The 23,264-nt window shown below is 68.8% G+C and carries 27 protein-coding genes; 16 read left to right on the forward strand and 11 right to left on the reverse strand.

Translation table 11 applies throughout. The annotated features are described in order from the left end of the window. Positions 1-27 precede the first annotated feature (27 nt). From ACWGID_RS09240 to ACWGID_RS09250, 3 genes are read right to left on the reverse strand one after another with little or no spacing between them, the layout of a single operon-like run. Complete coding sequence (locus ACWGID_RS09240) at positions 28-501, reverse strand: hypothetical protein (RefSeq protein WP_452195898.1); 474 nt, start codon at positions 499-501, stop codon at positions 28-30. Between the two features lie 34 nt (positions 502-535). Then, on the reverse strand, positions 536-970 hold the full coding sequence (locus tag ACWGID_RS09245; protein WP_452195899.1) for a GNAT family N-acetyltransferase: 435 nt from the start codon (positions 968-970) through the stop codon (positions 536-538). Between the two features lie 21 nt (positions 971-991). Then, positions 992-1,213, reverse strand: a complete 222-nt coding sequence (locus ACWGID_RS09250) for a hypothetical protein (protein ID WP_452195900.1) — start codon at positions 1,211-1,213, stop codon at positions 992-994. A gap of 218 nt (positions 1,214-1,431) precedes the next feature. Between ACWGID_RS09250 and ACWGID_RS09255 the strand changes: the two genes are divergently transcribed. From ACWGID_RS09255 to ACWGID_RS09280, 6 genes are read left to right on the forward strand one after another with little or no spacing between them, the layout of a single operon-like run. Then, positions 1,432-2,466 (forward strand): LacI family DNA-binding transcriptional regulator, encoded by a 1,035-nt coding sequence (locus tag ACWGID_RS09255; protein WP_452195901.1) that lies wholly within the window; start codon positions 1,432-1,434, stop codon positions 2,464-2,466. Next, positions 2,463-3,410 carry a 2-hydroxyacid dehydrogenase gene (locus ACWGID_RS09260; RefSeq protein WP_452195902.1) on the forward strand — a complete coding sequence of 316 codons (948 nt, stop codon included), beginning with the start codon at positions 2,463-2,465 and terminating at the stop codon, positions 3,408-3,410. The genes ACWGID_RS09255 and ACWGID_RS09260 overlap by 4 nt, the downstream gene beginning before the upstream one ends. Positions 3,411-3,420: 10 nt before the next feature. Further along, entirely contained in the window at positions 3,421-4,638 is a 1,218-nt protein-coding gene (gene manD / locus ACWGID_RS09265) for a D-mannonate dehydratase ManD (protein ID WP_452195903.1), read from the forward strand. Positions 4,639-4,643: 5 nt separating this feature from the next. Then, a complete protein-coding gene (locus ACWGID_RS09270; protein ID WP_452195904.1) occupies positions 4,644-6,110 on the forward strand; it encodes a mannitol dehydrogenase family protein in 1,467 nt (488 codons plus the stop codon). A gap of 19 nt (positions 6,111-6,129) precedes the next feature. Beyond that, complete coding sequence (locus ACWGID_RS09275) at positions 6,130-7,503, forward strand: MFS transporter (RefSeq protein ID WP_452195905.1); 1,374 nt, start codon at positions 6,130-6,132, stop codon at positions 7,501-7,503. A 28-nt stretch (positions 7,504-7,531) separates the two neighbouring features. After that, entirely contained in the window at positions 7,532-8,542 is a 1,011-nt protein-coding gene (locus ACWGID_RS09280; protein WP_452195906.1) for a zinc-binding dehydrogenase, read from the forward strand. Between the two features lie 11 nt (positions 8,543-8,553). On the opposite strand, the gene ACWGID_RS09285 is transcribed toward ACWGID_RS09280, so the two are convergent. Continuing rightward, positions 8,554-9,555: a serine/threonine-protein kinase gene (locus ACWGID_RS09285; protein ID WP_452195907.1), complete on the reverse strand. Its 1,002-nt coding sequence runs from the start codon at positions 9,553-9,555 to the stop codon at positions 8,554-8,556. Between the two features lie 271 nt (positions 9,556-9,826). Between ACWGID_RS09285 and ACWGID_RS09290 the strand changes: the two genes are divergently transcribed. After that, a complete protein-coding gene (locus ACWGID_RS09290; protein WP_452195908.1) occupies positions 9,827-11,422 on the forward strand; it encodes an ABC-F family ATP-binding cassette domain-containing protein in 1,596 nt (531 codons plus the stop codon). A gap of 5 nt (positions 11,423-11,427) precedes the next feature. On the opposite strand, the gene ACWGID_RS09295 is transcribed toward ACWGID_RS09290, so the two are convergent. Together ACWGID_RS09295 and ACWGID_RS09300 are read right to left on the reverse strand one after the other, a co-directional pair. Beyond that, on the reverse strand, positions 11,428-12,429 hold the full coding sequence (locus ACWGID_RS09295; protein ID WP_452195909.1) for an aldo/keto reductase: 1,002 nt from the start codon (positions 12,427-12,429) through the stop codon (positions 11,428-11,430). Continuing rightward, complete coding sequence (locus tag ACWGID_RS09300; protein WP_452195910.1) at positions 12,426-12,872, reverse strand: VOC family protein; 447 nt, start codon at positions 12,870-12,872, stop codon at positions 12,426-12,428. The genes ACWGID_RS09295 and ACWGID_RS09300 overlap by 4 nt, the downstream gene beginning before the upstream one ends. 68 nt (positions 12,873-12,940) lie before the next feature. Between ACWGID_RS09300 and ACWGID_RS09305 the strand changes: the two genes are divergently transcribed. After that, positions 12,941-13,597 (forward strand): TetR/AcrR family transcriptional regulator, encoded by a 657-nt coding sequence (locus ACWGID_RS09305; RefSeq protein WP_452195911.1) that lies wholly within the window; start codon positions 12,941-12,943, stop codon positions 13,595-13,597. A gap of 177 nt (positions 13,598-13,774) precedes the next feature. Here the strand turns inward: ACWGID_RS09305 and ACWGID_RS09310 are convergent, their stop codons facing one another. From ACWGID_RS09310 to ACWGID_RS09325, 4 genes are all read right to left on the reverse strand, one after another. Further along, a complete protein-coding gene (locus ACWGID_RS09310; protein WP_452195912.1) occupies positions 13,775-13,993 on the reverse strand; it encodes a hypothetical protein in 219 nt (72 codons plus the stop codon). Further along, a complete protein-coding gene (locus ACWGID_RS09315; RefSeq protein WP_452195913.1) occupies positions 13,990-14,769 on the reverse strand; it encodes a COG4280 domain-containing protein in 780 nt (259 codons plus the stop codon). Before ACWGID_RS09315 ends, ACWGID_RS09310 begins: the two co-directional genes overlap by 4 nt. A 95-nt stretch (positions 14,770-14,864) precedes the next feature. Continuing rightward, on the reverse strand, positions 14,865-15,437 hold the full coding sequence (locus ACWGID_RS09320; protein WP_452195914.1) for a Chromate resistance protein ChrB: 573 nt from the start codon (positions 15,435-15,437) through the stop codon (positions 14,865-14,867). Positions 15,438-15,485: 48 nt separating this feature from the next. Next, positions 15,486-16,208 carry a VIT1/CCC1 transporter family protein gene (locus ACWGID_RS09325; protein ID WP_452195915.1) on the reverse strand — a complete coding sequence of 241 codons (723 nt, stop codon included), beginning with the start codon at positions 16,206-16,208 and terminating at the stop codon, positions 15,486-15,488. Between the two features lie 403 nt (positions 16,209-16,611). Here ACWGID_RS09325 and ACWGID_RS09330 point away from each other — a divergent pair, with 403 nt between their 5' ends. Next, positions 16,612-17,364 (forward strand): GAF and ANTAR domain-containing protein, encoded by a 753-nt coding sequence (locus tag ACWGID_RS09330; protein WP_452195916.1) that lies wholly within the window; start codon positions 16,612-16,614, stop codon positions 17,362-17,364. A gap of 27 nt (positions 17,365-17,391) precedes the next feature. Here ACWGID_RS09330 and ACWGID_RS09335 read toward each other — a convergent pair whose 3' ends face one another. Then, a complete protein-coding gene (locus ACWGID_RS09335; RefSeq protein WP_452195917.1) occupies positions 17,392-17,847 on the reverse strand; it encodes an SRPBCC family protein in 456 nt (151 codons plus the stop codon). A gap of 156 nt (positions 17,848-18,003) precedes the next feature. Here ACWGID_RS09335 and ACWGID_RS09340 point away from each other — a divergent pair, with 156 nt between their 5' ends. The 7 genes from ACWGID_RS09340 (at position 18,004) to ACWGID_RS09370 (ending at position 23,261) form a co-directional block, all read left to right on the forward strand. Further along, positions 18,004-18,327 (forward strand): plasmid stabilization protein, encoded by a 324-nt coding sequence (locus ACWGID_RS09340; RefSeq protein WP_452195918.1) that lies wholly within the window; start codon positions 18,004-18,006, stop codon positions 18,325-18,327. A gap of 41 nt (positions 18,328-18,368) precedes the next feature. Then, positions 18,369-19,097: a GAF and ANTAR domain-containing protein gene (locus tag ACWGID_RS09345; RefSeq protein ID WP_452195919.1), complete on the forward strand. Its 729-nt coding sequence runs from the start codon at positions 18,369-18,371 to the stop codon at positions 19,095-19,097. Positions 19,098-19,139: 42 nt separating this feature from the next. Then, positions 19,140-20,168, forward strand: coding sequence for a LacI family DNA-binding transcriptional regulator (locus tag ACWGID_RS09350; protein ID WP_452195920.1), 1,029 nt, complete (start codon positions 19,140-19,142; stop codon positions 20,166-20,168). Positions 20,169-20,268: 100 nt separating this feature from the next. Next, a complete protein-coding gene (locus ACWGID_RS09355; RefSeq protein ID WP_452195921.1) occupies positions 20,269-21,369 on the forward strand; it encodes a glycoside hydrolase family 172 protein in 1,101 nt (366 codons plus the stop codon). A gap of 11 nt (positions 21,370-21,380) precedes the next feature. After that, positions 21,381-22,733 carry a glycoside hydrolase family 32 protein gene (locus tag ACWGID_RS09360; RefSeq protein ID WP_452195922.1) on the forward strand — a complete coding sequence of 451 codons (1,353 nt, stop codon included), beginning with the start codon at positions 21,381-21,383 and terminating at the stop codon, positions 22,731-22,733. A 4-nt stretch (positions 22,734-22,737) separates the two neighbouring features. Then, on the forward strand, positions 22,738-22,923 hold the full coding sequence (locus ACWGID_RS09365) for an SDR family NAD(P)-dependent oxidoreductase (protein WP_452195923.1): 186 nt from the start codon (positions 22,738-22,740) through the stop codon (positions 22,921-22,923). After that, positions 22,920-23,261 (forward strand): SDR family NAD(P)-dependent oxidoreductase, encoded by a 342-nt coding sequence (locus ACWGID_RS09370; RefSeq protein ID WP_452195924.1) that lies wholly within the window; start codon positions 22,920-22,922, stop codon positions 23,259-23,261. Before ACWGID_RS09365 ends, ACWGID_RS09370 begins: the two co-directional genes overlap by 4 nt. The last annotated feature ends 3 nt before the right edge of the window (positions 23,262-23,264 follow it).

Below are 23,264 nucleotides of genomic sequence, written 5' to 3' on the forward strand. Positions count from 1 at the left end.
CGTCTGTTGGAGTGATGCCGCCTGTTCTTAGCGGCCGATGGCTTGGGCGGGGCCTAGGCCTAGGGTCTTGCGGGCGGTGTCGAGGAGTTCTTCGCGGGCGCCGCGTCGGCGGAGGCGGAGTTGTTGCCACTCTTCCTCCGACGGTAGGCCGTTCGATGCGAACACGGCGCTCGACACCTGATGGCCGGCCTCGTGCAGGCGCTCGGCGGCGAGTACGACGTCGCTCGGTGCGAGCAACCGCAGCCTGGTGAGCGCGTCGATCTCGGTACGTCGCGCCAGCTCGCTCTCGTGACGATGTTCAGAGAGATCGTCACGCCGCGAACGAGCGTCGTACACGCGCTGCCCCGGGCCCGAGAAGCTCGCGTCGAGAAAGGTCACCAGGGTGTCGGTCATCGCTTCGCGACGCCACCGGCGTTCCTCCCGACGACCGCCGACGAACAGCGAAAGCCCGGACAGGACAGCGGCGATACAAGCCGCGGTGGCGGCAATCAAGTCAGGCATGAGCACCTTGCACTGTGGACCGTTCGGCGGACGCTTACAGCGGAATGCTGTAGAGGATGAAGCCGCGGTTTTCGGCGACCTGGTCGTAGAGGTGGCGGGCGGTGGTGTTGGACTCGTGGGTCGACCAGTAGACGCGGGCGCAGTCGTGGTCTTTGGCCCAGGTGGTGACTGCTTGGATGAGGGCTCGGGCCGCGCCTTGGCCTCGGGCCTCGGGGGCGGTGAAGAGGTCCTGTAGGTAGCAGGAGTCCGCGGCCGTCGTACTGGCGTGCGTCAGGAAGTGCACGATGCCTACCAGTTGCCCGTCCAGGTAGGCCCCGAGTGCGTGGACCTCGTCGTCCCGTTCGAACCTGAGCCAGGCCTCGTCGAAGAACGCGTCCGGCATCGTCCGGCCGTAGAACTCGTTGTAGCCGGCAAACAACGTCTGCCAGGCGGCGCGATCGGAGGGTCCCAGACGGTCGATGGTGAGCACCGGGACACTCTATGTCCCGCGCTAGTCGAGGTAGCCGGTCTCGGGGTTGATGCCGGAGAGGAAGGCGCGGACCGCCTGCTCGTGGTCGGCCTGCGTCCGGAGGTGCTGCTGCGGGCCTGATTCGCTGAAGCCGTAGCCGGGGTTCGGGCCGGAGACCCAGTCGTAGTCGTAGGTACCGGGGTGGTCCTGGCGTACCGAGACCTCGAAGAGCTCACCGTCGACCCGGAGCCTTTCTGTATACATATGCATCTCCCAGAGATCGTCAGTAGGCGGAGGTGTTGCGCGGCTGAAGGTTAGGTGACCAGGCCAGCTTCTACCTCACCCCGGCCACCCGCGCCGCCGAAGCCATCGCTCGCCGCACTCCTCGCACCTAGGTTTTCCATCGCGGCACCAGGTCTTGACAAGCTTGCGCAAGTTGCCGCAATCTTGGGGAAACCTTGGCGCAACCTTTGGGAGCCTTCGTGAACCCCACCCTGACCGACGTGGCGCAGCGTGCCGGTGTGTCGCTGTCCACCGCGTCCCGGGCCTTCAGTGACCCGGACCGGATCGGCCGGGACACCCTGCGCCGGATCGTCACGGCCGCCGAGGAGATCGGGTACGTCGCCTCGGCAGGCCGCCGCTCGCGCTCCGCCGGCTTCCCGACCCGGTCGGCCACGGTCGCGATGATCGTGCCGGACATCGGCAACCCGGTGTTCGCGAGCTTCGTGAAGGCGGCCCAGGCGCACGGCTGGAACCGGCGGCAGACCATCGTGCTGACCGACACCGACGGCAGCCCGGACCGCGAGCGGGAGATCATCGGCGAGCTCCAGGAGCGGGTCGACGGGTTCATCGTCTGCTCGCCGCGGCTGCCCGCGCACGACATCGTCGAGCTGATCGGCGACACCCCGCTGGTGCTGGTGAACCGGACGAGCGACGAGACGAACAGCGTCGTACCGGATTCGGCCGACGGGCTGCGGCAGGCGGTGGAGTACCTGCGCGTCCTCGGGCACGAGCATGTCGCCTACGCGCAGGGGTCGCCGCTGTCGTGGTCGAACCAGAACCGCGTCGGCGCGATCAAGGACCTCGCCGAGCAGTCCGACATCGAGCTCGACCTGATCGGCTGGCAGGCGGAAACCGTCGCCGGTGGTCAGGCCGCGGCGGCGAGTGTCGTCGCGTCCGGTGCGACCGCGGTGATCGCGCACAACGACCTGATGGCGTTGGGCATCATGGCCGGCGCCGTCGCACTCGGCGTCGAGGTGCCCGGCGACCTGAGCGTGATCGGCATCGACGACACGCCGCTCGCGGAGGTCGCCCGACCGACCTTGACGAGCATCCAGGTGCCGATGTCGCGCGCCGGCGTGGTGAGTGTCGACATGCTGCACCAGCGGCTGAGCGCCGATCCCGGGGACCAGCCCGCGGAATCACGGGTCGTCACGTTGCCGACCCAGTTGGTGGTCCGGCAGAGCACTGGCCCGGTGGCCGGTTGGTCGCCCGCGCGCCGGGGGAGCGAAGCATGAGAATCGTCGTCACGGACCCGAACCTGCTCCCGCTCCGCGAAGAGTTCGAGGCGCTCCTGCCCGCGTCCACCGAGGCTGTCTGGTTGCCCGACGACCTCCTGAGCGCGCTGCGAACCGCTGACGTGCTCGTCGGTCCGGCGTTCACACAGGAGATGGCCGACGCCGCGCCCGGCCTGCGACTCGTGCAGGTCGCGGGCGCCGGGACGGATCGGATCAAGGCGTCCGGAGTCCCGGTCGCGAACACGTACCACCACGAGGACTCGATCGCGGAGTACATCGTCTGGGCCTTGATCGGTCTGCGTCGCGAGCTTCCCCAAGCAGACCAGGCGCTCCGGCAGGGACAGTGGCGCTCGCCCGTCTACGACCGCGGGCTCGAGCAGCCACAGACGTTGCAGGGGGCATCGATCGGCTTCCTCGGGTTCGGTCACATCGGTCGCGCGACGTGGCGAGTGCTGCGAGCGTTCGGGGCGCGGGCGCAGGTGGTGACCGCGAGCGGCAAGGCCGACGCGGACGACCTCAACTGGGCCGGCGACACGACGCGACTTCCCCGTCTGCTGGAGGAGTCCGACGCGCTCGTCGTCTCCGCGCCGCTCACCGAGTCCACCCGCGGCATCATCGGTACGCCGGAGCTGCAGCTGCTCGGGAATCACGCCGTACTGATCAACGTCGCCCGTGGGCCGCTCGTGCAGGAGGACGCGTTGTACGACGCTCTGCGCGACAAGGTGATCCACGGCGCGGCCCTCGACGTCTGGTACTCCTACCCGTCGGACGGCGACCGCGGCGCGCCCGCGAACCGTCCGTTCGGTGAACTCGACAACGTCCTGCTGACGCCGCACCTGTCCGGGATCACCCGGCAGACCTTCCGCGGCCGCGTCCACGACATCGCCGCGAACGTCAACGCCCTTGCCGACGGCAAGCAACTGCGTAACGTCGTCCAACTCTGAAGGCACGCACATGAGCGATCGCATCATCGCCGCCGAGGTGATCCTGACCAGCCCCGGCCGCAACTACGTCACCCTCAAGATCCAGACCGCCGACGGCGTCGTCGGGTACGGCGACGCCACGGTGAACGGCCGTGAGCTCGCCGCGGCGAGTTACCTGCGCGACCACGTCGTCCCGCTGCTGATCGGACTCGATCCGGCGCGGATCGAGGACACCTGGCAGTACCTGTACCGCGGGGCGTACTGGCGCCGCGGACCGATCACGATGGCCGCGATCAGCGCCGTCGACCTCGCGCTGTGGGACATCAAGGGCAAGGCCGCGGGCATGCCCGTGTACCAGTTGCTCGGTGGCGCGGTGCGCAACGGAGTCCTCGCCTACACGCACGCTTCCGCGTGGGAGCTTCCGCAGTTGCTCGACGAGGTGGACGCGCGCCGGGCCGACGGATTCCGAGCGGTGCGCGCGCAGTCCGGCGTACCAGGGCTGGAGACCGTGTACGGCGTGCATCGGGAGGCCAGCGGTTACGAGCCGGCGAAGCGTGGTGCGTCTCCTGTGGTCGAGTCGTGGGACACCGACGCGTACCTGCGCCACGTTCCCGCCGTACTCGCGGCTGTTCGCGAGCACGTCGGACCTGAGCTGGCGTTGCTGCACGACGCGCACCACCGGCTCACGCCGCAACAAGCCGCGCGGCTCGGCAAGGCACTGGAACCCGCGGACCTGTTCTGGCTCGAGGACGTCACGCCCGCCGAGAACCAGGCGGCCCTGCGTCTCGTCCGGCAGCACACGACGACGCCGCTGGCCATCGGTGAGGTCTTCAACTCGATCTACGACTGCAAGGACCTGATCACCGAGCAGCTGATCGACTACATCCGGGTCGCCGTCGCCCACGCGGGCGGGATCAGTCACCTGCGCAGGATCTTCGCGCTCGCCGACGTGTACCAGGTGAAGGCCGCGCCGCACGGGCCGTCCGACGTCTCGCCGGTGTCGTTCGCCGCGAGCGTCCACCTCGGGCTCTCGACGCCCAACTTCGGGATCCAGGAATACATGGGGTACGACGCGCTCGCGCACGAGGTCTTCCCGCACGCGTGGTCCTTTGCCGACGGGTACCTGCACCCGGGGGAGGCGCCCGGACTCGGCGTCGAGGTGGACGAAGCACTCGCCGCGAAGTTCCCGTACGAACCTGCCTACCTGCCCGTCGCGCGTCGCCTCGACGGCAGCGTGACCGACTGGTGACCGCGATGAACCGCACCACGGTCCCCGCACACCTGCTCAGCAGCAGGCCGACGAGCTCGGGCATCGTGCATCTCGGCCTGGGCAACTTCCACCGCGCACACCAGGCGGTCTACACGGCGCAGGCCGGTGACGGGTGGGGGATCCTCGGCGTCGCGAGCCGCTCGGCGGCCGTCGCGGACGCGATGAACGCCCAGGACGGCCTGTACTCCGTTCTGGAGCTGTCGCCCGCGGGATCGTCGATCTCGGTCCCCGGCGTGCACACCGGCGCGATCGTTGCCGCTGACAACCCGGGCGCGGTCGTCGACGCCATCGCGGACGAGGAGACCCGGATCGTCTCGATGACGGTGACCGAGCACGGCTACTGCCTGGACCCGAGCACGCATCGCCTCGCACTCGACCACCCGGGGATCGCGGCCGATCTCGCCGGCGCCACCCCGACGACCGTGATCGGCCAGATCGCGCGCGCCCTGGAGCACCGGGCCCGGACGCACGGGGCGCCGATCACCGTCCTGAACTGCGACAACATGCAGTCGAACGGTACGCAGACCCGCGGTCTCATCCTGGAGTTCCTGCAGGCGGCGCGCTCCGGCGCGATCGACTGGGTCGCGGAGAACGTCGGCTTCCCGAACTCGATGGTCGATCGCATCGTCCCCGCGACCACGGACGCCTACCGAGAGACGGCGTACCAGCTGCTCGGGGTGCGCGACCGGAGTCCGGTGCCGGCCGAGCCGTTCACGATGTGGGTGATGGAGGACCGGTTCACCGCCGGACGCCCGGCCTGGGAACGCGCCGGCGCGACCTTCTCCGACGAGGTCGAGGCCTACGAGCTGGTCAAGCTCCGGCTGCTGAACGGCACCCATTCCCTGATCGCGTACCTCGGTGCGCTCGACGGACGCGCGACGATCCCGGAGGCCCGGGGCGTCGACTTCATCGAGTCCGCCGCCCGCTCGGTGCTCGAGGACGAGTACCTGCCGACGATCACCCTGCCGCGCGACTTCGACGTCGAGTCGTACGTCGCCTCGCTGTTCGATCGTTGGTCGAACCACGCACTTGGTCACCGGACCCAGCAGGTCGGCACGGACGGCTCGGTGAAACTGCCGCAGCGTGTTCCCGAGCCCGCCCTGCAGTTGCTGGGTCAAGGTGTGATGCCGGAGCACCTGGCTCTCACCGTGGCCGCCTGGATGTGTTGCGTCGTACCCCTGCCCGGTTTCGATCCCGGTCCGCACGCGCGGGCGATGGTCGATCCGGCCCGTGAGCGGCTCGGGGCGCTCGCGGCGCGGTCCCGTAGTACGGAGGACCTGATCCGGTCGGTGATCGGCCAGGTGTTCTCCACCGAACTTGCCGAGAGCAACGAGTTTGCCCGGCGCGTCACCGACTATGTCGCCGTCGTCACCCGCGACGGCGTCCGCGCCGCGGCCCGCGAGGCCGCGCGCTCCCGAACGTCCCGGCCGCAGGCCTCGCCAGCTGCCTGAGACCCCTGAAGGATCCGCCATGGAAACGATCCACACCCCTCGTCCGTCCCAGCCCGAACCCTCGAAACAGGAGGTCCGCCGGGCCGCGTTCGCCGGCCTGATCGGCACCGCTCTCGAACAGTACGACTTCGTCATCTACGGGACCGCCTCGGCGCTGGTCTTCAGCCACCTGTTCTTCCCGAACATCTCGGCGACGGCCGGTCTGCTCGCCAGCTTCAGCGCCTACGCGGTCGGCTTCTGCGCCCGGCCGCTCGGCGGCTTCTTCTTCTCCCGGTACGGCGACCGGCTCGGGCGCAAGTGGATCCTGGTGGCCACGCTGACCCTGATGGGCGTCGCGACGATGGCGATCGGCGTCCTGCCGACGTACGAATCGGTGGGCGTGTGGGCGCCGATCCTGCTCGTGCTGAGCCGGTTCCTGCAGGGCTTCGGCGCGGGGGCCGAGCAGTCCGGCGGCGCCACGCTGCTGACCGAGACCGCGGCCCGCGGCAAACGCGGCCGGCTCGCGGCGCTCGTGATGACCGGTGCGGCTGCCGGTACGGCGCTCGGCGCGGGAGCATGGGCACTGGTGCAGTTGCTGCCCGAGGATCAGTTGCTGTCGTGGGGTTGGCGGGTCGTGTTCCTGAGTAGCGCGTTCGTCACGATCGCGGCGTACATCCTGCGGCGCCGGTTGAAGGAGACGCCGGTGTTCGCGGAGATCAAGGCCGAGCGGGCCGCCGCTGCCGCGCCGGTGCGTGAGGTGTTCCGGAACGGCAAGAAGGCCGTCGCGCTGGTGACGCTGATGACGGTCGGGTTGAGCGTCCAGTCGTACACCTACCAGGTGTTCATGGCGTCGTACCTCAAGAGCACGGTGAAGATCGACGCGCAGACGGTGCCGGAGATCCTGCTGGTCGGCGCGATCTTCGGCGGCATCGGCGCGGTCGTCCTCGGGTACCTGTCTGACCTGTTCGGACGGCGCAGCGTGTTCCTCGCGATCGCCGGGTTGCTGCTGGTGCTGCCGGTCCCGACGTTCGTTGCCTTGAGCACCGGGAATCTCGCGATCATCTACGTCGCGATGATCATCGGGTTCGTGTTCGCCTGCCAGGGCGGGGTCGCGGTGACGATGAGCTACTTCCCGGAGCTGTTCGGCAGCCGGTACCGGTACGCCGGTGTCACGCTCGGCCGTGAGTTCGCCGCCGTACTGGGTGGTGGGTTCGCGCCGCTGATCGCCGTCGCCCTGATGGGTGAGTTCGACTCCTGGGTGCCGGTCGCGATCTACATGACCCTGGCGATGGCGATCACGTTCGGCGCCGCGCTGTTCGCGCCGGAGACCAAGGACCGCGACCTGCTCGCCCCCGAGAACGCCACCGACGGCGCGCTGGTGACGCGCACGTCGACGGCCACCGCTACGGCCTGACCCGTTGACCACCGATCCGAGGAGCGTCATGAAGGCGATCGTCATCCAGGGCAAGCTCGACCTCGTCGAGCTGGACGTCCCCACCCCCGAGCCGGCGGCCGGCCAGGTCCGCCTCCGGATGGCGTACGGCGGCATCTGCGGATCGGACCTGCACTACTACCACGAGGGTGCCAACGGCTCGTTCGTCGTCCGCGAGCCGTTGGTCCCGGGCCACGAGCTGTCCGGCACTGTCGACCTCGACCCGTCCGGCGACCTGGCACCAGGCACCCCGGTCACCATCCACCCCGCCACCTTCGGTACGCCGGAACGCGGGATCGAGGACCGGCCGCACCTGTGGCCGAACGGCGCGTACCTCGGCAGCGCCTCGACCTGGCCGCACACCCAGGGCGGGATGTGCGAGTTCGTTGTCGTGAGCAAGGACATGGTCCGGGTCCTGCCCGCGTCGCTGCCGCTACGCCGCGCCGCGCTGGCCGAGCCGCTGGCTGTCGCTCTACATGCCCTCGAGATCGCCGGCGGGGTCGCGGGCAAGAGTGTGCTGGTGTCCGGCTCGGGCGCGATCGGACTCCTGGCCGCCGCTGCTGCGCTCGCGGCGGGTGCGACCGAGGTGGTCACGACCGACGTACTCCCAGGTCCGTTGCAACGGGCCAGGGAGCTCGGCGTCCACGGCACGCTGCAGGTCGGGACCGACGAGATCCCGTCGATGGCCTTCGACGTGGTCCTCGAATGCACCGCGGTTCCGGTGGCGATCACCGCAGCCCTCGAGGCCGCGCGCCGCGGCGGCACCGTCGTCCTGGTCGGCATCCCGGCCGACGAACCACGCCCGGTGAACCTCGCTCCGGTGGTATCCCGCGAACTCCAGGTCCGCGGCACGCTCCGCTTCAACGACGAGATCGATCACGCGATCACCCTGCTCGACCAGAACCCCCACCTCGAACAGATCGTCACGCACGAGTACCCAGCCGCAGAGGCGGTAGAAGCCTTCGCCACGGCCACCAACTCCAACACCTCAGGCAAGGTCCTCCTCACCCTCTGGCCCTGAGCCCGGAGTTCTCACCCGATCTGAGGTGGCTGGCCGGCGCGTTGTCGATTGAGGGACAGCTGGGACGAGGCTGCTGTGGGGGAGTTGGTCGAGGAGTCGAGCGGGCGTCCAGGCGGCGCCTGGCCGGCCATCATGGAGTGGAGGTGCGCGACCTCCGGAGGTACGGCGCTTTCGGCCGCGATCTCGCGCAGGGTCGTCAACGCCTCCGCCGCAGTAGGGCGGTCGCCCGGATCCTTGGCGGTCATGTCAGCGACCAGTTGGTCGAGCTTCGGGGGCACGGTGTCGAGAACCTCCGCCAGCCGAGGCACCCGAGCGTCGATCTGCGCCCACCGGTCGTTCGCGTTCTCGAACACGAGCCGACCCGTCGCTGCTTCGTGCAGGATCAGCCCGGCCGCGTAGACGTCCACCGCGGGGTCCGGGACCGGTCGCACGAAGTTCGGGCGGCGGTTGAGCAGGGCGCCGTGAGCATCCGCTGACTCGGGAGCGGCGTACCCCCAGGTGCCCACCGTGTGCTCCACCTCCGGGTCGCCGCGCCGCGCCGTACTGCCGAAGTCGATGAGACGGATCTGCCCGTCGTCGGCGATCATCACGTTCTCGGGTTTGACGTCGCGATGCACCAGGTCGGCCGCGTGGATGGTTCGCAGCGCGTCGGTGAGCTGGATCCCGACCTCGGCCACGCGGCGGGCATCCATCGCGCCGTCGGCGTGCATGCGGTCGTCCATCGTCCGCCCCGGGACCAGCTCGGTCGCGAGGTACGGCGTGAACTCGGTGCCGGACGCATCGACGTCGAACGCACGCAGGAGGTTCTGGTGCTCGAACCGTGAGGCCGTCTCGAACTCACCGGCGAACCGCTTCAGGATGTACGGAAGGTACTCCGCGCGAATCGGCATCTTGAGCGCGACATCGGTGCCCCTGGTCAGGTCCCTCGCCGACCAGATGGTGCTCGCTGCGCCCTCACCGATCCTCCTCGAGAGCTCGTAACGACTCGGCAGTACAGGTGCGTACTCCGGCACCAGAAACTCTGCGATGATCGCGACCCTTCAGATTCGACCGCCTACTGAGCCGGCAGATTAGCCTCCCAACAGACCATCCGACGTTTGTTACTGTGATGTCTCGACAGATCTGAGGGAGAACAGACGTGGTGGGTGACGACGACATCTCCGGGTGAATCCCGAGGTGACAGGCCGCTGGCTCTTGAGCTGTGGCCTTTTCGTCGTTTTGTCTTCCTGTCTTTCCGCTGAGCGGCGCCGTTGCGCGCTCGGCGTCTCATCTTGGGGTTTCTGCATGTCTGTCTCTTTACAGGCCTTCGACCTGGTTCGTACGTTCGGTGCGCGGCGGGTGCTCGACGGCGTATCACTGACCGCGCAACCCGGGCATCGGATCGGTCTGATCGGCGAGAACGGGGTGGGGAAGACCACCCTGCTGCGGCTGCTGGCCGGTCGGGACGAGCCGGATGGCGGCACCGTCGTACGGCCGGCACAGCTGGGGTTTCTCGAACAGGAGTTGCCGTTCGACCCTGCGCAGACGGTGGCCGACGTACTCGATGATGCTCTTCGGGAGGCGCGTCACGATCTCGCTGAGCTCGATCGGTTGTCCGCGGCGCTGGCCGACAGACCGGATGATGCGGAGTTGCTGACGCAGTACGGCGATTTGCTGGAGCAAGCCCATGACCGGCAGGCCTGGGATGCGGATCGACGTGCCGCAATCGTGCTGGCGGGGATCGGGTTGGGGGAGCTGCCGCACGATCGGGCGCTGGGGACGTTGTCCGGTGGCGAGCGCGGGCGGCTGGCGCTGGCCGCACTTCTCGTACGCCGGCCCGCCGCGTTGCTGCTGGACGAACCGACCAATCATATTGACGATGCGGCTGCCGGGTTCGTCGAGGAACAGCTGCGGGGCACGCAAGGTGTCGTGGTGGTGTCGAGTCACGACCGCGCGTTCCTCGACGCGGTGTGCACCGACATCGTCGACCTTGACCCGGCGGTGGACGGCCCGGTGCGGTACGGCGGCAACTACACGGCGTACCAAGACCAGAAGCGGGCCGAACGCGATCGCTGGCGACGGCGGTACGACGAGGAACAGGCCGAGCTGGATCGGCTCCGAGTCGCGCTGGTCGAGACCGTGTACGACGTCGCGCCCGGCCGGCTGAAGCGCGACAACGAGAAGATGGGCTTCGGTCACACCACGGGGCGGGTTCAGAACCAGATCTCACGCCGGGTCCGCAGCGCCGCGGCCCGCCTGGAGGTGCTGGAACGCGACCAGGTCCCCGAACCGCCCACCCCGCTCCACTTCCATGCGTCCCTCACCACACCGGCCGCCGAAGGAATCGAACCGCTGGTGTCCTTGCGCGACATCGACGTTCCGGGTCGGCTCGCGCTGCCTCGCCTCGATCTGCGGCTCGGTGACCACCTGCTGATCTCGGGGCCCAACGGTGCCGGCAAGTCCACGCTGCTCGCCGTGCTCGCCGGCCACTTGGAGCCTACGGGCGTGGTACGTCGACGGACCGGGCTCACGGTCGGTCTGCTGACCCAGGACACCGTGTTCGAGCACGCGGATCGCAGCGCCCGCGAGACCTACGACCTCGCACTGGGGGAGGAGCGGGCCGAGGCGATTCCGCTGAGCAGTCTCGATCTGCTTGCTCCGCGAGACCAAGAGACGCCGGTGGGGCGCTTGTCAGTAGGCCAACGCCGCCGGCTCGCGCTGGCTCTGCTGATCGCCGATCCACCCGAGCTGCTCCTCCTCGACGAGCCGACGAACCACCTCTCCCCGGCCCTCGCCGGCGAACTGGAACTCGCCCTCGGCACCACACCCGGCACCACCGTCCTCGCCACCCACGACCGCTGGCTCCGAAACCGTTGGCCCCACCCACAGCTGCGCCTCTGAGAGCGTTATCCGACGAGGGCGGAGCCGAAGACCCAGTCGGAGGTCTGGGCGATGAAGTCGATCGGAAAGCCCGGCGTGAAGTCAGTGGCTGCTTCCAGACGGGTGATCGCTTCTGGTGGGAGAGTGAGGTCGGCGGCGGCGAGGTTCTCGCCGAGTTGCTTGGTGGTGCGCGCGCCGACGATCGGGTGAACCCGCGGGGAGCGACTCATCGTCCAGGCGATCGCCACTTGTGAAGGGGTTGTGCCGAGCTCGTCGGCGACTTCTTGGACGACCTGGGCGACGGCGTGATCCTTGGCTGACAGGGATTCCGCCGACAGACGGCCCTCGGCGGCCGGCGTCGCGCGGGTGTACTTGCCGGACAGGACACCGCCGCCCAGCGGGCTCCACGCGGTGACTCCGAGATCGAGGGCCTCGGCCATCGGCAGGAGCTCGCGTTCGATGTCGCGTTGCAGCAGGCTGTACGGGACCTGCAGTCCGATGAACGGACTCCACCCGTGCCATTGGGCCAACGTGTTGGCGCGTGCCACCACCCACGCGGGTGCGTCCGAGATTCCGACGTACAGAACCTTTCCAGCCTGTACGGCGTCGTCGAGTGCTCGCATCGTTTCCTCGAGCGGTGTGTGCTGGTCCCACATGTGCACCCAGTACACGTCGACGTAATCGGTGCGCAGGCGGCGCAGGCTTGTCTCCAGGGATGCGCGCAGGTTCTTTCGGTGGTTCCCGGCGGCGTTGGGGTCGGCACGGTCGCGGGAGACGGTGTACTTCGTTCCGAGGACGAGCGACTCGCGGCAGCCGTCGAGCAGTTCGCCGAGGAACTCCTCGCTGGAACCGGCGCGGTAGTTGATCGCGGTGTCGATCATGTTGCCGCCCGCCTCGGCGTACAGGTCCAGCATCTTCCGGCACTCCGGCAGCGGCGCGCCGACCCCGCCCTGCTCGCCGAACGTCATCGCGCCGAGGACCAACTCGGAAACCCGGAGCCCACTCGCCCCCAAGGTGCGGTACTTCATGCCGTCGTCGATCCGGCGAAGAGTTCGGCGGCGCGGTCGGCGAGTTCCCCGGCAGGTACGTCGCGCAGGTGCTGATCGACTGCCCAGCGGTGACCGGACGGGTCGAGGAACTGGCCGGTGCGGTCACCCCAGAAAGCGTCGTGCAGCGGCTGGAAGATCGTCGCGCCGGCCTGCAGTGCGCGTGTCCAGGCGAGGTCGGCGTCGGCGACCTGGAGGTGGAATGCGGCGGGCGTGCCGCCGAGCGCGGCGGGGGTGCGCATGCCCTGGTCGGGCATCTCGCCGGCCACGGCGAGGATCGTCTTGCCGACCCGGAGTTCCACGGTCAGCGTGCGGCCATCGGGAAGCGTGAGGCGGCTGGTCTCCCGGGCGCCCAACGCTTCGGCGTACCAGGAAGCGGCCTGGTCCGGGTCGTTGACGACCAGATGAATCGCGATCTCAGTCACGTCCTCACCATACACACTGTATGGTCAGGACGTCCATACACAGTGTCCGGACACTTATGATGGGTGCCATGCCTGCCAAACGCACAGTGCGCGACGCCCGTCGATCAGCGGCGGCTCCGGCTTCCGCGGAACTGCGGGAGCGGATCCTGTCCGGGACGCGCGAGTTGCTCCGGGACCACCGGTTCGACGCGCTCAGCGTGGCCGACATCCTGACGGCCGCCGGTGTGTCCCGGGCCAGCTTCTACTTCTACTTCCCGAGCAAGCAGGCCGTGCTCGCCGACCTGGTGCGCGATGCGGTCACGCAGGGGCAGCGGGCGGCGCGCCCGTGGATCGACCGGGAACAGGATCCGGTCGACGCGCTGCGGTCGGGCGTGGCCGATGGTGCCCGGCTGTGGCTCGACAATGCCGGCGTACTGATGGCCATCGTCGAGAGCTGGGGATCCGACGAGGGACTGCGGGAGCTGTGGCTCGAGCAGATGAACCTGTTCACCGACGCCGCCACCGCGCGGATCGAATCCGACCCGCAGGCGCGCGAACGACTCGGCTCGACGGAGGCGCGCGCCGTCGCCGCCTCGCTGACCTGGATGGGGGAGCGGCTCTACTACCTCGCCGCGGCCAAGGTCCCGCCGTTCGACGACGAGGAAGTCCTCATCGACACCCTCACCACCGCCTGGACCTCGATCCTGTACGGCGATGCGCCGCGGGCTGACGGCCTCGCGGGTTAGTCGAGCGGGGTGTTGGGGAGGCAGCCGCAGGAGGTGCGGTGCATGACCATCGGCTCCAACGCGGGTGTCCGCGATGCCCGTTGCGGGAGGGTGTCGGTGGTGGTGTGGGGAGTTGTGCTGGTCGTTCTGGGTGGGTAGTGCTCCCCGGTCGTGCAGGGGCGGCCTCGGCGGGGTCAGCTAGCGCTGTTTCTGGCGGACGTCGAGGCTGAGGCTGATGGTGAACGCGGCCAGGATCAAAACGGCACCGATCAAGGTGATCGCGGTGTCGCCGAGGGATGTGGCCAGGAGGATCACGGTCAGTACGGCGAGCACGGTGACGACGGCGGCAGCGATCTTCCAGTCGTCGCCGATGATGAAGTCGTACCAGAACTGCCCGAACGCTTTGAGGTACTTCACGGTGCGACCTCCACGGTGACGGCTGCGGCTGGTTTGCGGAGCGCGGCGATAGAGATCCGGCTGAGCAGCAGCCAGGCGGCGAGCAGCACCAGGATCATCAGGTCGTGGCCCGGCCAGGCGAGGCTCTCGTGACCGGTCCGGAAGATGCCGATGCCCTCGACGGCCCAGTACGTCCCGAAGGACGCGAGCAGCAGACCCACGCCGTACTTGAGCAGGTTCTCGTTGATCATCGACAGCGGGCGGCGGAGCGCGACGGCGATACCGAGGACGACGACGACCGCGGCGAGTGCGCCGGCCGCGGCGACCGGGATGTTGTTCGCGTTCAGGCCGAAGGTCAGCACGATGAACACGACCTCCATGCCTTCGAGGAAGACGCCCTTGAACGAGACCATGAAGCCGAACAGGTCGAGGCCGCCCTTGGTGTCACCGGCGGCCTTGGCCGCTTCGACCTCCTCGCGGTAGATCGCGTCCTCGTCGTGGACGGCCTTGCGGCCGGACGATCTGAGGATCGCCTTGCGCAGCCACTGCAGGCCGAAGATCAGCAGCAGGCTGCCGATCGCGAGCTGCAGCGCCGATTCCGGCAGCCACGTGGTCAGCGCGTAGCCGGCCGCGAGCGTCACGACGGCGAGGACGCCGAGTGCCGCGAAAGTGCCGGCCAGCGCGGACCGCCAGCCGCGGGTGTACCCCATCGCCATCACGATCGTGGTGGCTTCCACCATCTCGACGAAACACGCGACGAAGGTCGCGATGATCAAGCCCCAGGTTGCCGCGTCCATCCGCTACTCCCAGTCTGCTGAAACAGATGCTGCATGAAACAGTAGTTACATCAGCAGGTGGGCGTCAATGGTCCAGGCCCCGGCGGTGCAGAATGTCAGGCCTGGCCTTCGGTGCGTTCGTACACGTCGGCCTCGAACTCCTCGAGCAGTCGCTCACAGTCGGCGACCTTGCTCCGCGCGAGATCCTTGCCGTCGGCGCCCATCCAGTCGCGGCCCTCCACCTTGGCGAGCCAGCGGCGGAGCTTCTCCAGGTCCTGGCGGATCTCCTCGGCTTCCTCGAAGGTGTAGTTCTCCCGGAAGCGCTCGAACTCGATCTCCTTGACGAACTTGGTGTCGCACTCCTCGACGATCTCGGCGTACTCCTTGGCCGACTGGGTCCGGAAGCCGTCGACGAACTGCTCCCGGACGTCGTCCTCGACGTCGGTCAGGGTGAGGAAGACACTCGATCCGCCGAGCTCGGTGACGCGGTCGCGGACCTTGTCCATCCCGGCGCGCAGGTCCTCGCGGTCCGGCAGCACGCAGACCGCCTGCTGCACGTAGAAACCGCCGAGCCGCTTCAGGTCCCGCCAGACGGCGACCCGGGCCCGGGAGGACTCGCTGGGCACCTTGTAGATGAGCAGCAGCCAGCTCTCCGGCTTCCGGGTCTTCGTACGTCGGGTCGTCGCCATGTCGCACAGGCTATCCGCTGATCCCATGGCGCCCTGAACGGCAGAGTCCTATGACAAGCCGGTGCCGACGGCCAGACCGATCGCGAACGTCACCGCGGCGGACAGGCTGCCGAGCAGCAGTTGGCGGCCACCGCCGTACCAGAACGGGCGGGCGGTGATCTTGCCGACGATGCCTCCGGTGACGACGAGGCCCAGTGCGCTGAGCAGGAGCGCGGGCAGCACGCTGCCGGCCCCGAAGACGAACGGGATCAGCGGAATCACCGCACCGATGGCGAAGGCCGCGAAGGAGGAACCCGCGGCGGTCCACGGGGACGGCAGGTCGTTGGGGTCGACGCCAAGCTCTTCGCGGACGTGGACGTCGAGCGCGACCTTCGGGTTGGTCGTCAGCTCGTGCGCGACCTCGGCGGCCAGCTCCGGACGCAGACCCTTGGCCTCGTACATCAGCGCGAGCTCGCGTTCCTCTTCTTTCGGGTGGATCTCCAGTTCGCGCTGCTCCACGGCGATCTCGGCCTTGATCAGCTCGGACTGGGACGACACCGAGGTGAACTCGCCGGACGCCATCGAGCAGGCGCCGGCGACCAGACCGGCGAGTCCGGTGACGATCACGACCTTGCCGGTCGCCCCGCCGCCGACCACGCCGGCGACCAGGGCGAAGTTCGAGACCAGGCCGTCCATCACGCCGAACGTCGCGGGCCGGAGCCAGCCGCCGGTGACGTCGCGATGTGAGTGGTGCAGCTCGGGAACCGGCTGCTCCGCGATTTCCGCCGTCATCAAGAACGTCCTTCCGAAGGTGAGGTGAGGCTTGCCGCAGTGAGGTTTGTGTAACCTCAGTTCTAGCGAAGCATCTGTTACATAACTCTATTCGTTATGTCTGATCGAGGCAAAGCAGCCAGTCGGTGCACGGCGTCGGCCATCGCGTGCCACGGATCGGGCTCGGCGACAGGTGCGTCCGAGCCGAATTCGAGAGAATCTCGGCGCCCTCTACCGTGCCGCCTCGAATGGCTCGAAGCCATCCACTGACTCACTCTCGCCACCCACTCGCCCATCGCCGATCTGAACGCCAAGGCCGACGAACTCCTGCCCGAGGCTCACACGCTGTCAGGCCGGCGACTCCTCGTTGCCGGGACGGTGCGCGGTGAGAAAACGGCACTGTGCACCGGGACGATCGCGGAGCATGATGTTGGGTGTGGAGTCGGCCGATCGGACCCAGGCATCTCACGCGGAGGAAGGGCTGTCCGCGGTGACCGGGGAGAAGACGGCCGCGGACCTGTTCTCACGCCTGGCCACGGAGTTGCACGACTCCGGGGGCGTCTGCGAGACGGTGCAGGCGGTGGTCGAGTTCGCGCTGCTGGCTCTCGGGTGCTCGCATGCAGGCGTGGCCCTGGCGACCAAGGGGTCACCAGAGGTGCCGGCGACGACCGACCCGGTGGTGGAGGAGATCTACCGGTGGCAGATGGTCCGTGGAGTCGGCCCGCTGGTGGAGTCGATACGCGAGCGCCGGACGATTCTGGTCCGTGACACGGCCGCCGAGACCCGGTGGCCGGCCTGGTGTGCCAAGGTGCTTTCCCTTGGTGTGCACAGCGTTCTGGACATCCCGTTGACAACGGCTTCGGGCACGGTCGGCGTGCTCGGGCTGTACAGCGCGAGCGCGGATGCGTTCGACGCCGACGACGAGGCGATCGCGCAGATCCTCGCCAGGCATGCGTCAGTCGCGGTCGCGAGCGCGCGGACCGAGGAGAACCTCGCGCGTGCGGTCGACAGCCGGAGGCTGGTCGGTGAAGCGATGGGGATCCTGATGGAGCGGTACGGCGTGGACGGGGATCGGGCGTTCGCGATCCTCCGGAGGTATTCCCAGGTCACCAACACCAAGCTGCGTGAGGTCGCCGCGCAGCTCATCGACACCCGCCGGTTGCCGCCGCACCCCTAGCGACCAAGGAACGCTGGCGGTAGGTGCTCAGGCTCCGGAGTCGGATTCGCTGGCAGGGAGTTCCTCGAGGGCGGCCCTGATCCCGGCCAGCGCCTCGCTGAGTTCCGCGTCGACGGCCTCGTCGTGGTTGGTTCGCACGCGCACCGTGAGCTTCGACTCGTTGTCGGCGACGAAGTCGACGGTCAGCTCACCGGCGTACTCGTGCGCACCCTCGGCACCCCACCGGAGCACCCGGTCCTCGTCGATGACGTCGATCCACCCGGCCTCGTGCCCGACCCCAGTGGTCGTGACGTCGACCTCTTCGTGCACTGGTTGATGCGGTAGCCGAAGCTCCAGGCCCTGGGCCTCGACCGGGCGCGGCCTGGTCCGGCGCATCGCGGTCATCCAGGGCAGGTAGTCGGGAAGGTGGTCCAGATCGGCGAGCCGGTCGAACACCACGTTCGGCGCGACGTCGATCCTCGTCCAGGCTTCGTGGTCACCCATGAGAATGCTCCCTCCGAAGGCGCAGTTCAGGCAGGACCTCGATGCGGCAGAGGTTCATCAAGTCAACGATGCGCCCCAACACGCGGAACGTACACCTCACCGGCTGATTGGCCAGGGCGGTGGCGGGTACCGGACGGACGGTGAAGGGAGGCGACGATGCCTGCGGGAGCGAATCGGAAGCGTGAGCGGCAGTACGAGCACATCAAGGCCGGCCTCGAGGACCGTGGCCGGAGCGCGGACGTTGCCGAGGAGATCGCGGCACGGACCGTGAACAAGGAGCGCGCCCGGTCCGGCGAGGCGACGCAGACGAGCCGGAGTTCGACCGACGACATCTCCTCCAGCCGGCGCGGTGGGTTGCGTTCGCACAGCGGGTCCGGGGGCCGGACCAAGGCGCAGCTCTACAACGAGGCCAAGGACAAGCACGTCAAGGGCCGCTCGAAGATGACGAAGGCCGAACTGGCGAGGGCCGTCGGACGGTAGTCCGCGGCGACCCGGCAAGGGTAGATGTGGTGAGTGGAACCGTGAGTGAGACTCATCCGTCGGCGGTGGCGATCGGTCGGTTGGCGACCGAACTGCAGGATGCCGACGGGGCGGAGCAGACCGTCGAAGCGGTGGTGCGGTCCGCGGTGCGGATCGTTGGGTGCACCTACGCCTCGATCGTGCTGACCGACGGCCGGCAGAGCCTTGACCTCACGGCGTTGTCCGACCCGAAACTGGCGGCGCTGCACCAGGACCAGGTCGACCTCGGGGAGGGTCCGCTGATCACCGCGGCGCGGGAGGGCGAGGAGCTGGTCGTTCCGGACGTGCTGATCGAGACCCGCTGGTCGCACGACTGGACGAACAAGGCGCTCTCGGCCGGGATCCGCAGCGTCGTCCACGTGCCGCTGATGGCCGGGAACAGTCCGTCGGCGGTGCTGAGCCTGTTCAGCGACAAGCCGAACGGGTTCGACGTCGACGACGTCGCGATCGCGCACGTCCTGGCCAGTCACGCGGCCGCGGCGATCGCGGCCGCGTGGGACGAGTCCGACTCGGTCATGGCGGTCGACGCCCGCGAGCTGATCGGCCAGGCGATCGGCATCCTGATGGAGCGGTACCACCTGGACGACGGCCGCGCTTTCGAAGTACTCCGGCGGTACTCGCAGGACTCCGACCGCACGCTCCGCGACGTGGCGCACGAGCTCACGGACTCCCACAACTCACCCGGGGACGACACCGGCTCGAACCCCGACGGAGCCTCGCCGGACTCGTGAGATGCTGGCCGCGCGGCGGCATCCCAGACGGCGAGGGGGAGTATGAGCAAGCGGCGCGTGACGTCGACCGACGTCGCGAAGGCGACCGGAGTGTCCCGGTCGTCGGTGTCGCTGGTGCTCAACGGCCGCGGAGACGGGATGGTCGACGCGGAGAAGCAGGCTCGGATCCGGGCGGTCGCCCGTGAGCTGGGCTACGTGCCGAACGCCTCGGCCGTGAACCTGCGCCGGCAACGGACCGCGACCATCGGGCTCGTCACCGATGCGATCGCGAGCGCCCCGTTCGCCGGGCCGCTGTTGTCGGCGGCCAGCGACCTGGCGCTCGAGGCCGGGTACATGATCCTCACCATCGACACCTGGCAGCACCCCGACTACGTGGACGGCGCGATGACCACGCTGCGCGCCCGCGACGTCGACGGGTTGATCTACGCCGAGGCCGGACTGCGGCAACTGGACGCACTCGACGCGCCGCCGGGCGTGCCACTGGTCCTGGCGAACGCCTTCGTCGCCGACGACTCGCTGCCGGCGTTCGTCCCCGACGACGAGGCGGGCGGCCGGGCCGCGGCCGAGCTCGCGATCGACGCCGGTCACCGGCAGATCGCCTTCATCACCGGCGACCCGGGGTCGCCCGCGACCCAGCGACGGGTCCGGGGCTTCACCGCGGCGATGAACGCAGCCGGTCTACCCGTGGACGGCACCGTCGTGCAGGCCCGCTACAGCGTCGGGACGAACCACGCCGCCGCTCTCGAACTGCTCTGTCGCCCGGACCGCCCGACCACGATCCTGGCCGCCAACGACCGCGGCGCGATCGGCGTCATCCTGGCCGCCGCGTCGCTCGGCCTGTCGGTGCCGAGCGACCTGTCGGTGATCGGGTACGACGACGAGCAGATCCTCGCCGCCGACGTACCGCCGGGGATCACGACGATCGCCCTGCCGCACCGCGAGATGGGGCGGCGCGCCACCGCGGACCTGCTGGCCCGCCTCGCCGGTGAGCCCCGCCCGTCCGGCGGCACCGAGAAGATCCCGTGCCTGCCCGTCGTCCGCGGCACGCTCGCGGAACCTCCACCCAGCTGAGCCGACCGAGCATTGACACAGTCGAGCTAACACCTGTTAGGTAGACGCGACCTAACTCCTGTTAGGTGCTTCGACGCAGCGAGAGTTGGTGCCGGAACGGATGACCGATTGGGCAGCGCTGACCAGGTCACCCGGCGGACGCCGGAGCCGGTCGATCAACGCCGAGAACCCGACCGGCGCACCGGGGCAGGCGGCGACCGCCGCGTCGGCGCTCGGGCCGTCCCGGAAGGGCCGACCGGCGATCGATCTCGAGTCCGGGCAGACCGCGGTGCTCGCCGACATCAGCGGTCCTGGGGCGATCCGGCACCTCTGGATGACCGTCCCCGACAAGACCGCGGCCGGGCCCTGGGTACTGCGTGATCTCGTCCTGCGGATGTGGTGGGACGACGACGAGCACCCGGCGGTCGAAGTACCGCTCGGCGACTTCTTCTGCAACGGCTTCGGCCAGCGCGCGCTCGTCACCTCCGAACCCATCGTGGTCGCACCGACCGGCGGACTGAACTGCTACTTCCCGATGCCGTTCCGACGGCACGCGCGGATCGAGCTGACGAGCGAGCACCCCGGCCCGGTCGGCGGGATCTACTACCAGATCGACTACACGGTCGGCGACGAGCTGCCTGAGGACACCGCGTTGTTCCACGCGTCCTGGCGACGCAGCAACGCCTCGACCGAGCTCGGTCAGGATCACGTCATCCTCGACGGCGTCACCGGCAGAGGCACGTACGTCGGCACGTACATCGGGCTGACCGCGCTCGAGCGGTTCTGGTGGGGTGAGGGCGAGGTCAAGTTCTACATCGACGCCGACGACGAGTACCCGACGCAGTGCAGCACGGGTCTCGAGGATTACGCCGGCGGGGCCTGGGCGTTCCAGGACGCGCTGCGTGCCGACCCACCACCGGTGCCCTTGACCTTCAGCGCGCCGTACTGCGGGTATCCGTTCTACTCGGCGCAGGACACCACCGGGCACTCGCCGTTCGTCGCGGACACGCTGCAGTCGCACGGGATGTACCGCTGGCACCTGCCCGACCCGGTGCTCTTCCACGAGCGGCTGAAGGTCACGCTGCAACAGATCGGTGCGTGGGACCACGGGCACTTCGAACGCAGCGACGACATCTGCAGCGTCGCCTACTGGTACCAGGTGCCGGGTGGCGACAACGAACCCGTCCCGCTGCCGGCCCGCGAGTACCGCCGCCCCCGTTAGAAAGGCCTCCTGTGACCGACTACCTCGAGCCCAACCGTGGCCAGTTCCACTTCAGCCCGCGACGCGGCTGGATGAACGACCCGAACGGCCTGCTGTACTACCGCGGGACGTATCACCTCTTCTTCCAGCACGCTCCGGACAGTCTCGTCTGGGACACGATGCACTGGGGTCACGCGACCAGTCCCGACCTGGTGCACTGGGAGCAGCAGCCGATCGCGCTCGACCCGAAGCGTCATCCGGGCGACCTGTGGTCCGGCGGCGGCGTGGTCGACGTACACAACACCTCGGGGCTCAAGGACGGCGAGCACGATCCGCTCCTGGTCTTCAGCGGGACGCAGGGTGTGCGGATGTTCTTCAGTCTCGACGGCGGCCGGACGTTCACGGCGTACGACGAAGGTCGCGTGATCGCGCAGCCGAGTGGCCGCGAGAGCCGCGATCCGAAGGTCGTACGGCACGAGGCGAGCGATGCGTGGGTGATGGCGGTCTGGTCGGACAACGACGGCAACGGCGTGGACTTCTTCGTCTCCAAGGATCTGCGGCAGTGGGAGCGGACCGGGCGGTACGTCGCGGACTGGTTCTTCGAATGCCCTGACGTCACGGTGATGCGGTTGGACGACACGGAGTACTGGGTACTGCGGGACGCCCGCGGCTCGTACGTCGTCGGCGACTTCGACGGTCGCGACTTCCGCACGGACTGGACGGAGCCCCGCACGATCTCGGCGAATCCAGGCAGCGCGGGCAGTGACTACTACGCGGCCCAGTCGTTCGACAACCTGCCCGACGGGCGGGTCGTGACGTTGGCCTGGCAGGGGCAGAACCGCGGCTCGGTGTGGACCGGGAACGCCAGCTTCCCGGTCGAGCAGCGGTTGGTCGCGACCGCTGACGGTCCACGGATCTTCAGTACGCCGGTCGACGAGATCGAATCGCTGCGCACGGCGGCGATCGCTGTGGAGCCGCAGGTCCTGGCCGGCGGCAGCACCATGCTCGTCGCCGGCACCGCGACCAGTTACGAGCTGGAGGCAACGTTCGATCTGGCGGGGACGATGGCCGGCACGTTCGCGTTCCGGCTGCGGACCGGACCGGACGGCACAGCGGTCCGCGAGGCTCGGTACGACGTGGCCGCCGGACAACTGGACGGCGTACCACTGCCACCGGCGGAGGACGGGACCGTCACCCTCCGCCTGCTCGTGGATCGCGGCCAGCTGGCGGTTTTCGCGGGCGGCGGCGCGTACTACGCCTGCTACAACGTCGACTTCGACACCGCGACCGGCGACGCCGTCGAACTGACCACCACCGAGCCCCTGAATTTGCAGTCCCTCACCCTCCACCACCTCGCCTCCATCTGGCCAACAAGACAACAATGACCCGATGACAATCCTGGACAAGTTCTCGCTGGCTGGACGTACGGCGCTGGTGACCGGCGGATATCGAGGGCTCGGGCGAGCCTTCGCCGCCGGTCTGGCGGAGGCCGGCGCCGATGTGGTGATCGGCGCCCGGGACGTCGCGGCGAGTCGAGAGGCAGCGAACGCGCTGGCCGCGGCGGCACGATCGTGAACATCGGGTCGATCTCGGCGCAGATCGTGAACCGGCCGCAGTGGCAGCCGGCGTACAACGCGTCCAAGGCGGCGGTGCACCAGTTGACCAAGTCGCTGGCCGCCGAGTGGGCGCCGTTGAACATCCGGGTGAACGCGGTCGCCCCCGGCTACGTGAAGACCGAGATGGCGCCGGTGGACGAGCCGCGGTTCAAGGCCTGGTGGATCGACGACGCGCCGATGCAGCGGTACGCCGTACCGGAGGAGATCGCGCCGACCGTCGTCTTCCTCGCCTCCGACGCCTCCAGCTTCATGACCGGCTCGGTGCTCGTGATCGACGGCGGCTACACGCTGCACTAGCTG

This window comes from Kribbella sp. NPDC054772, assembly GCF_053611945.1.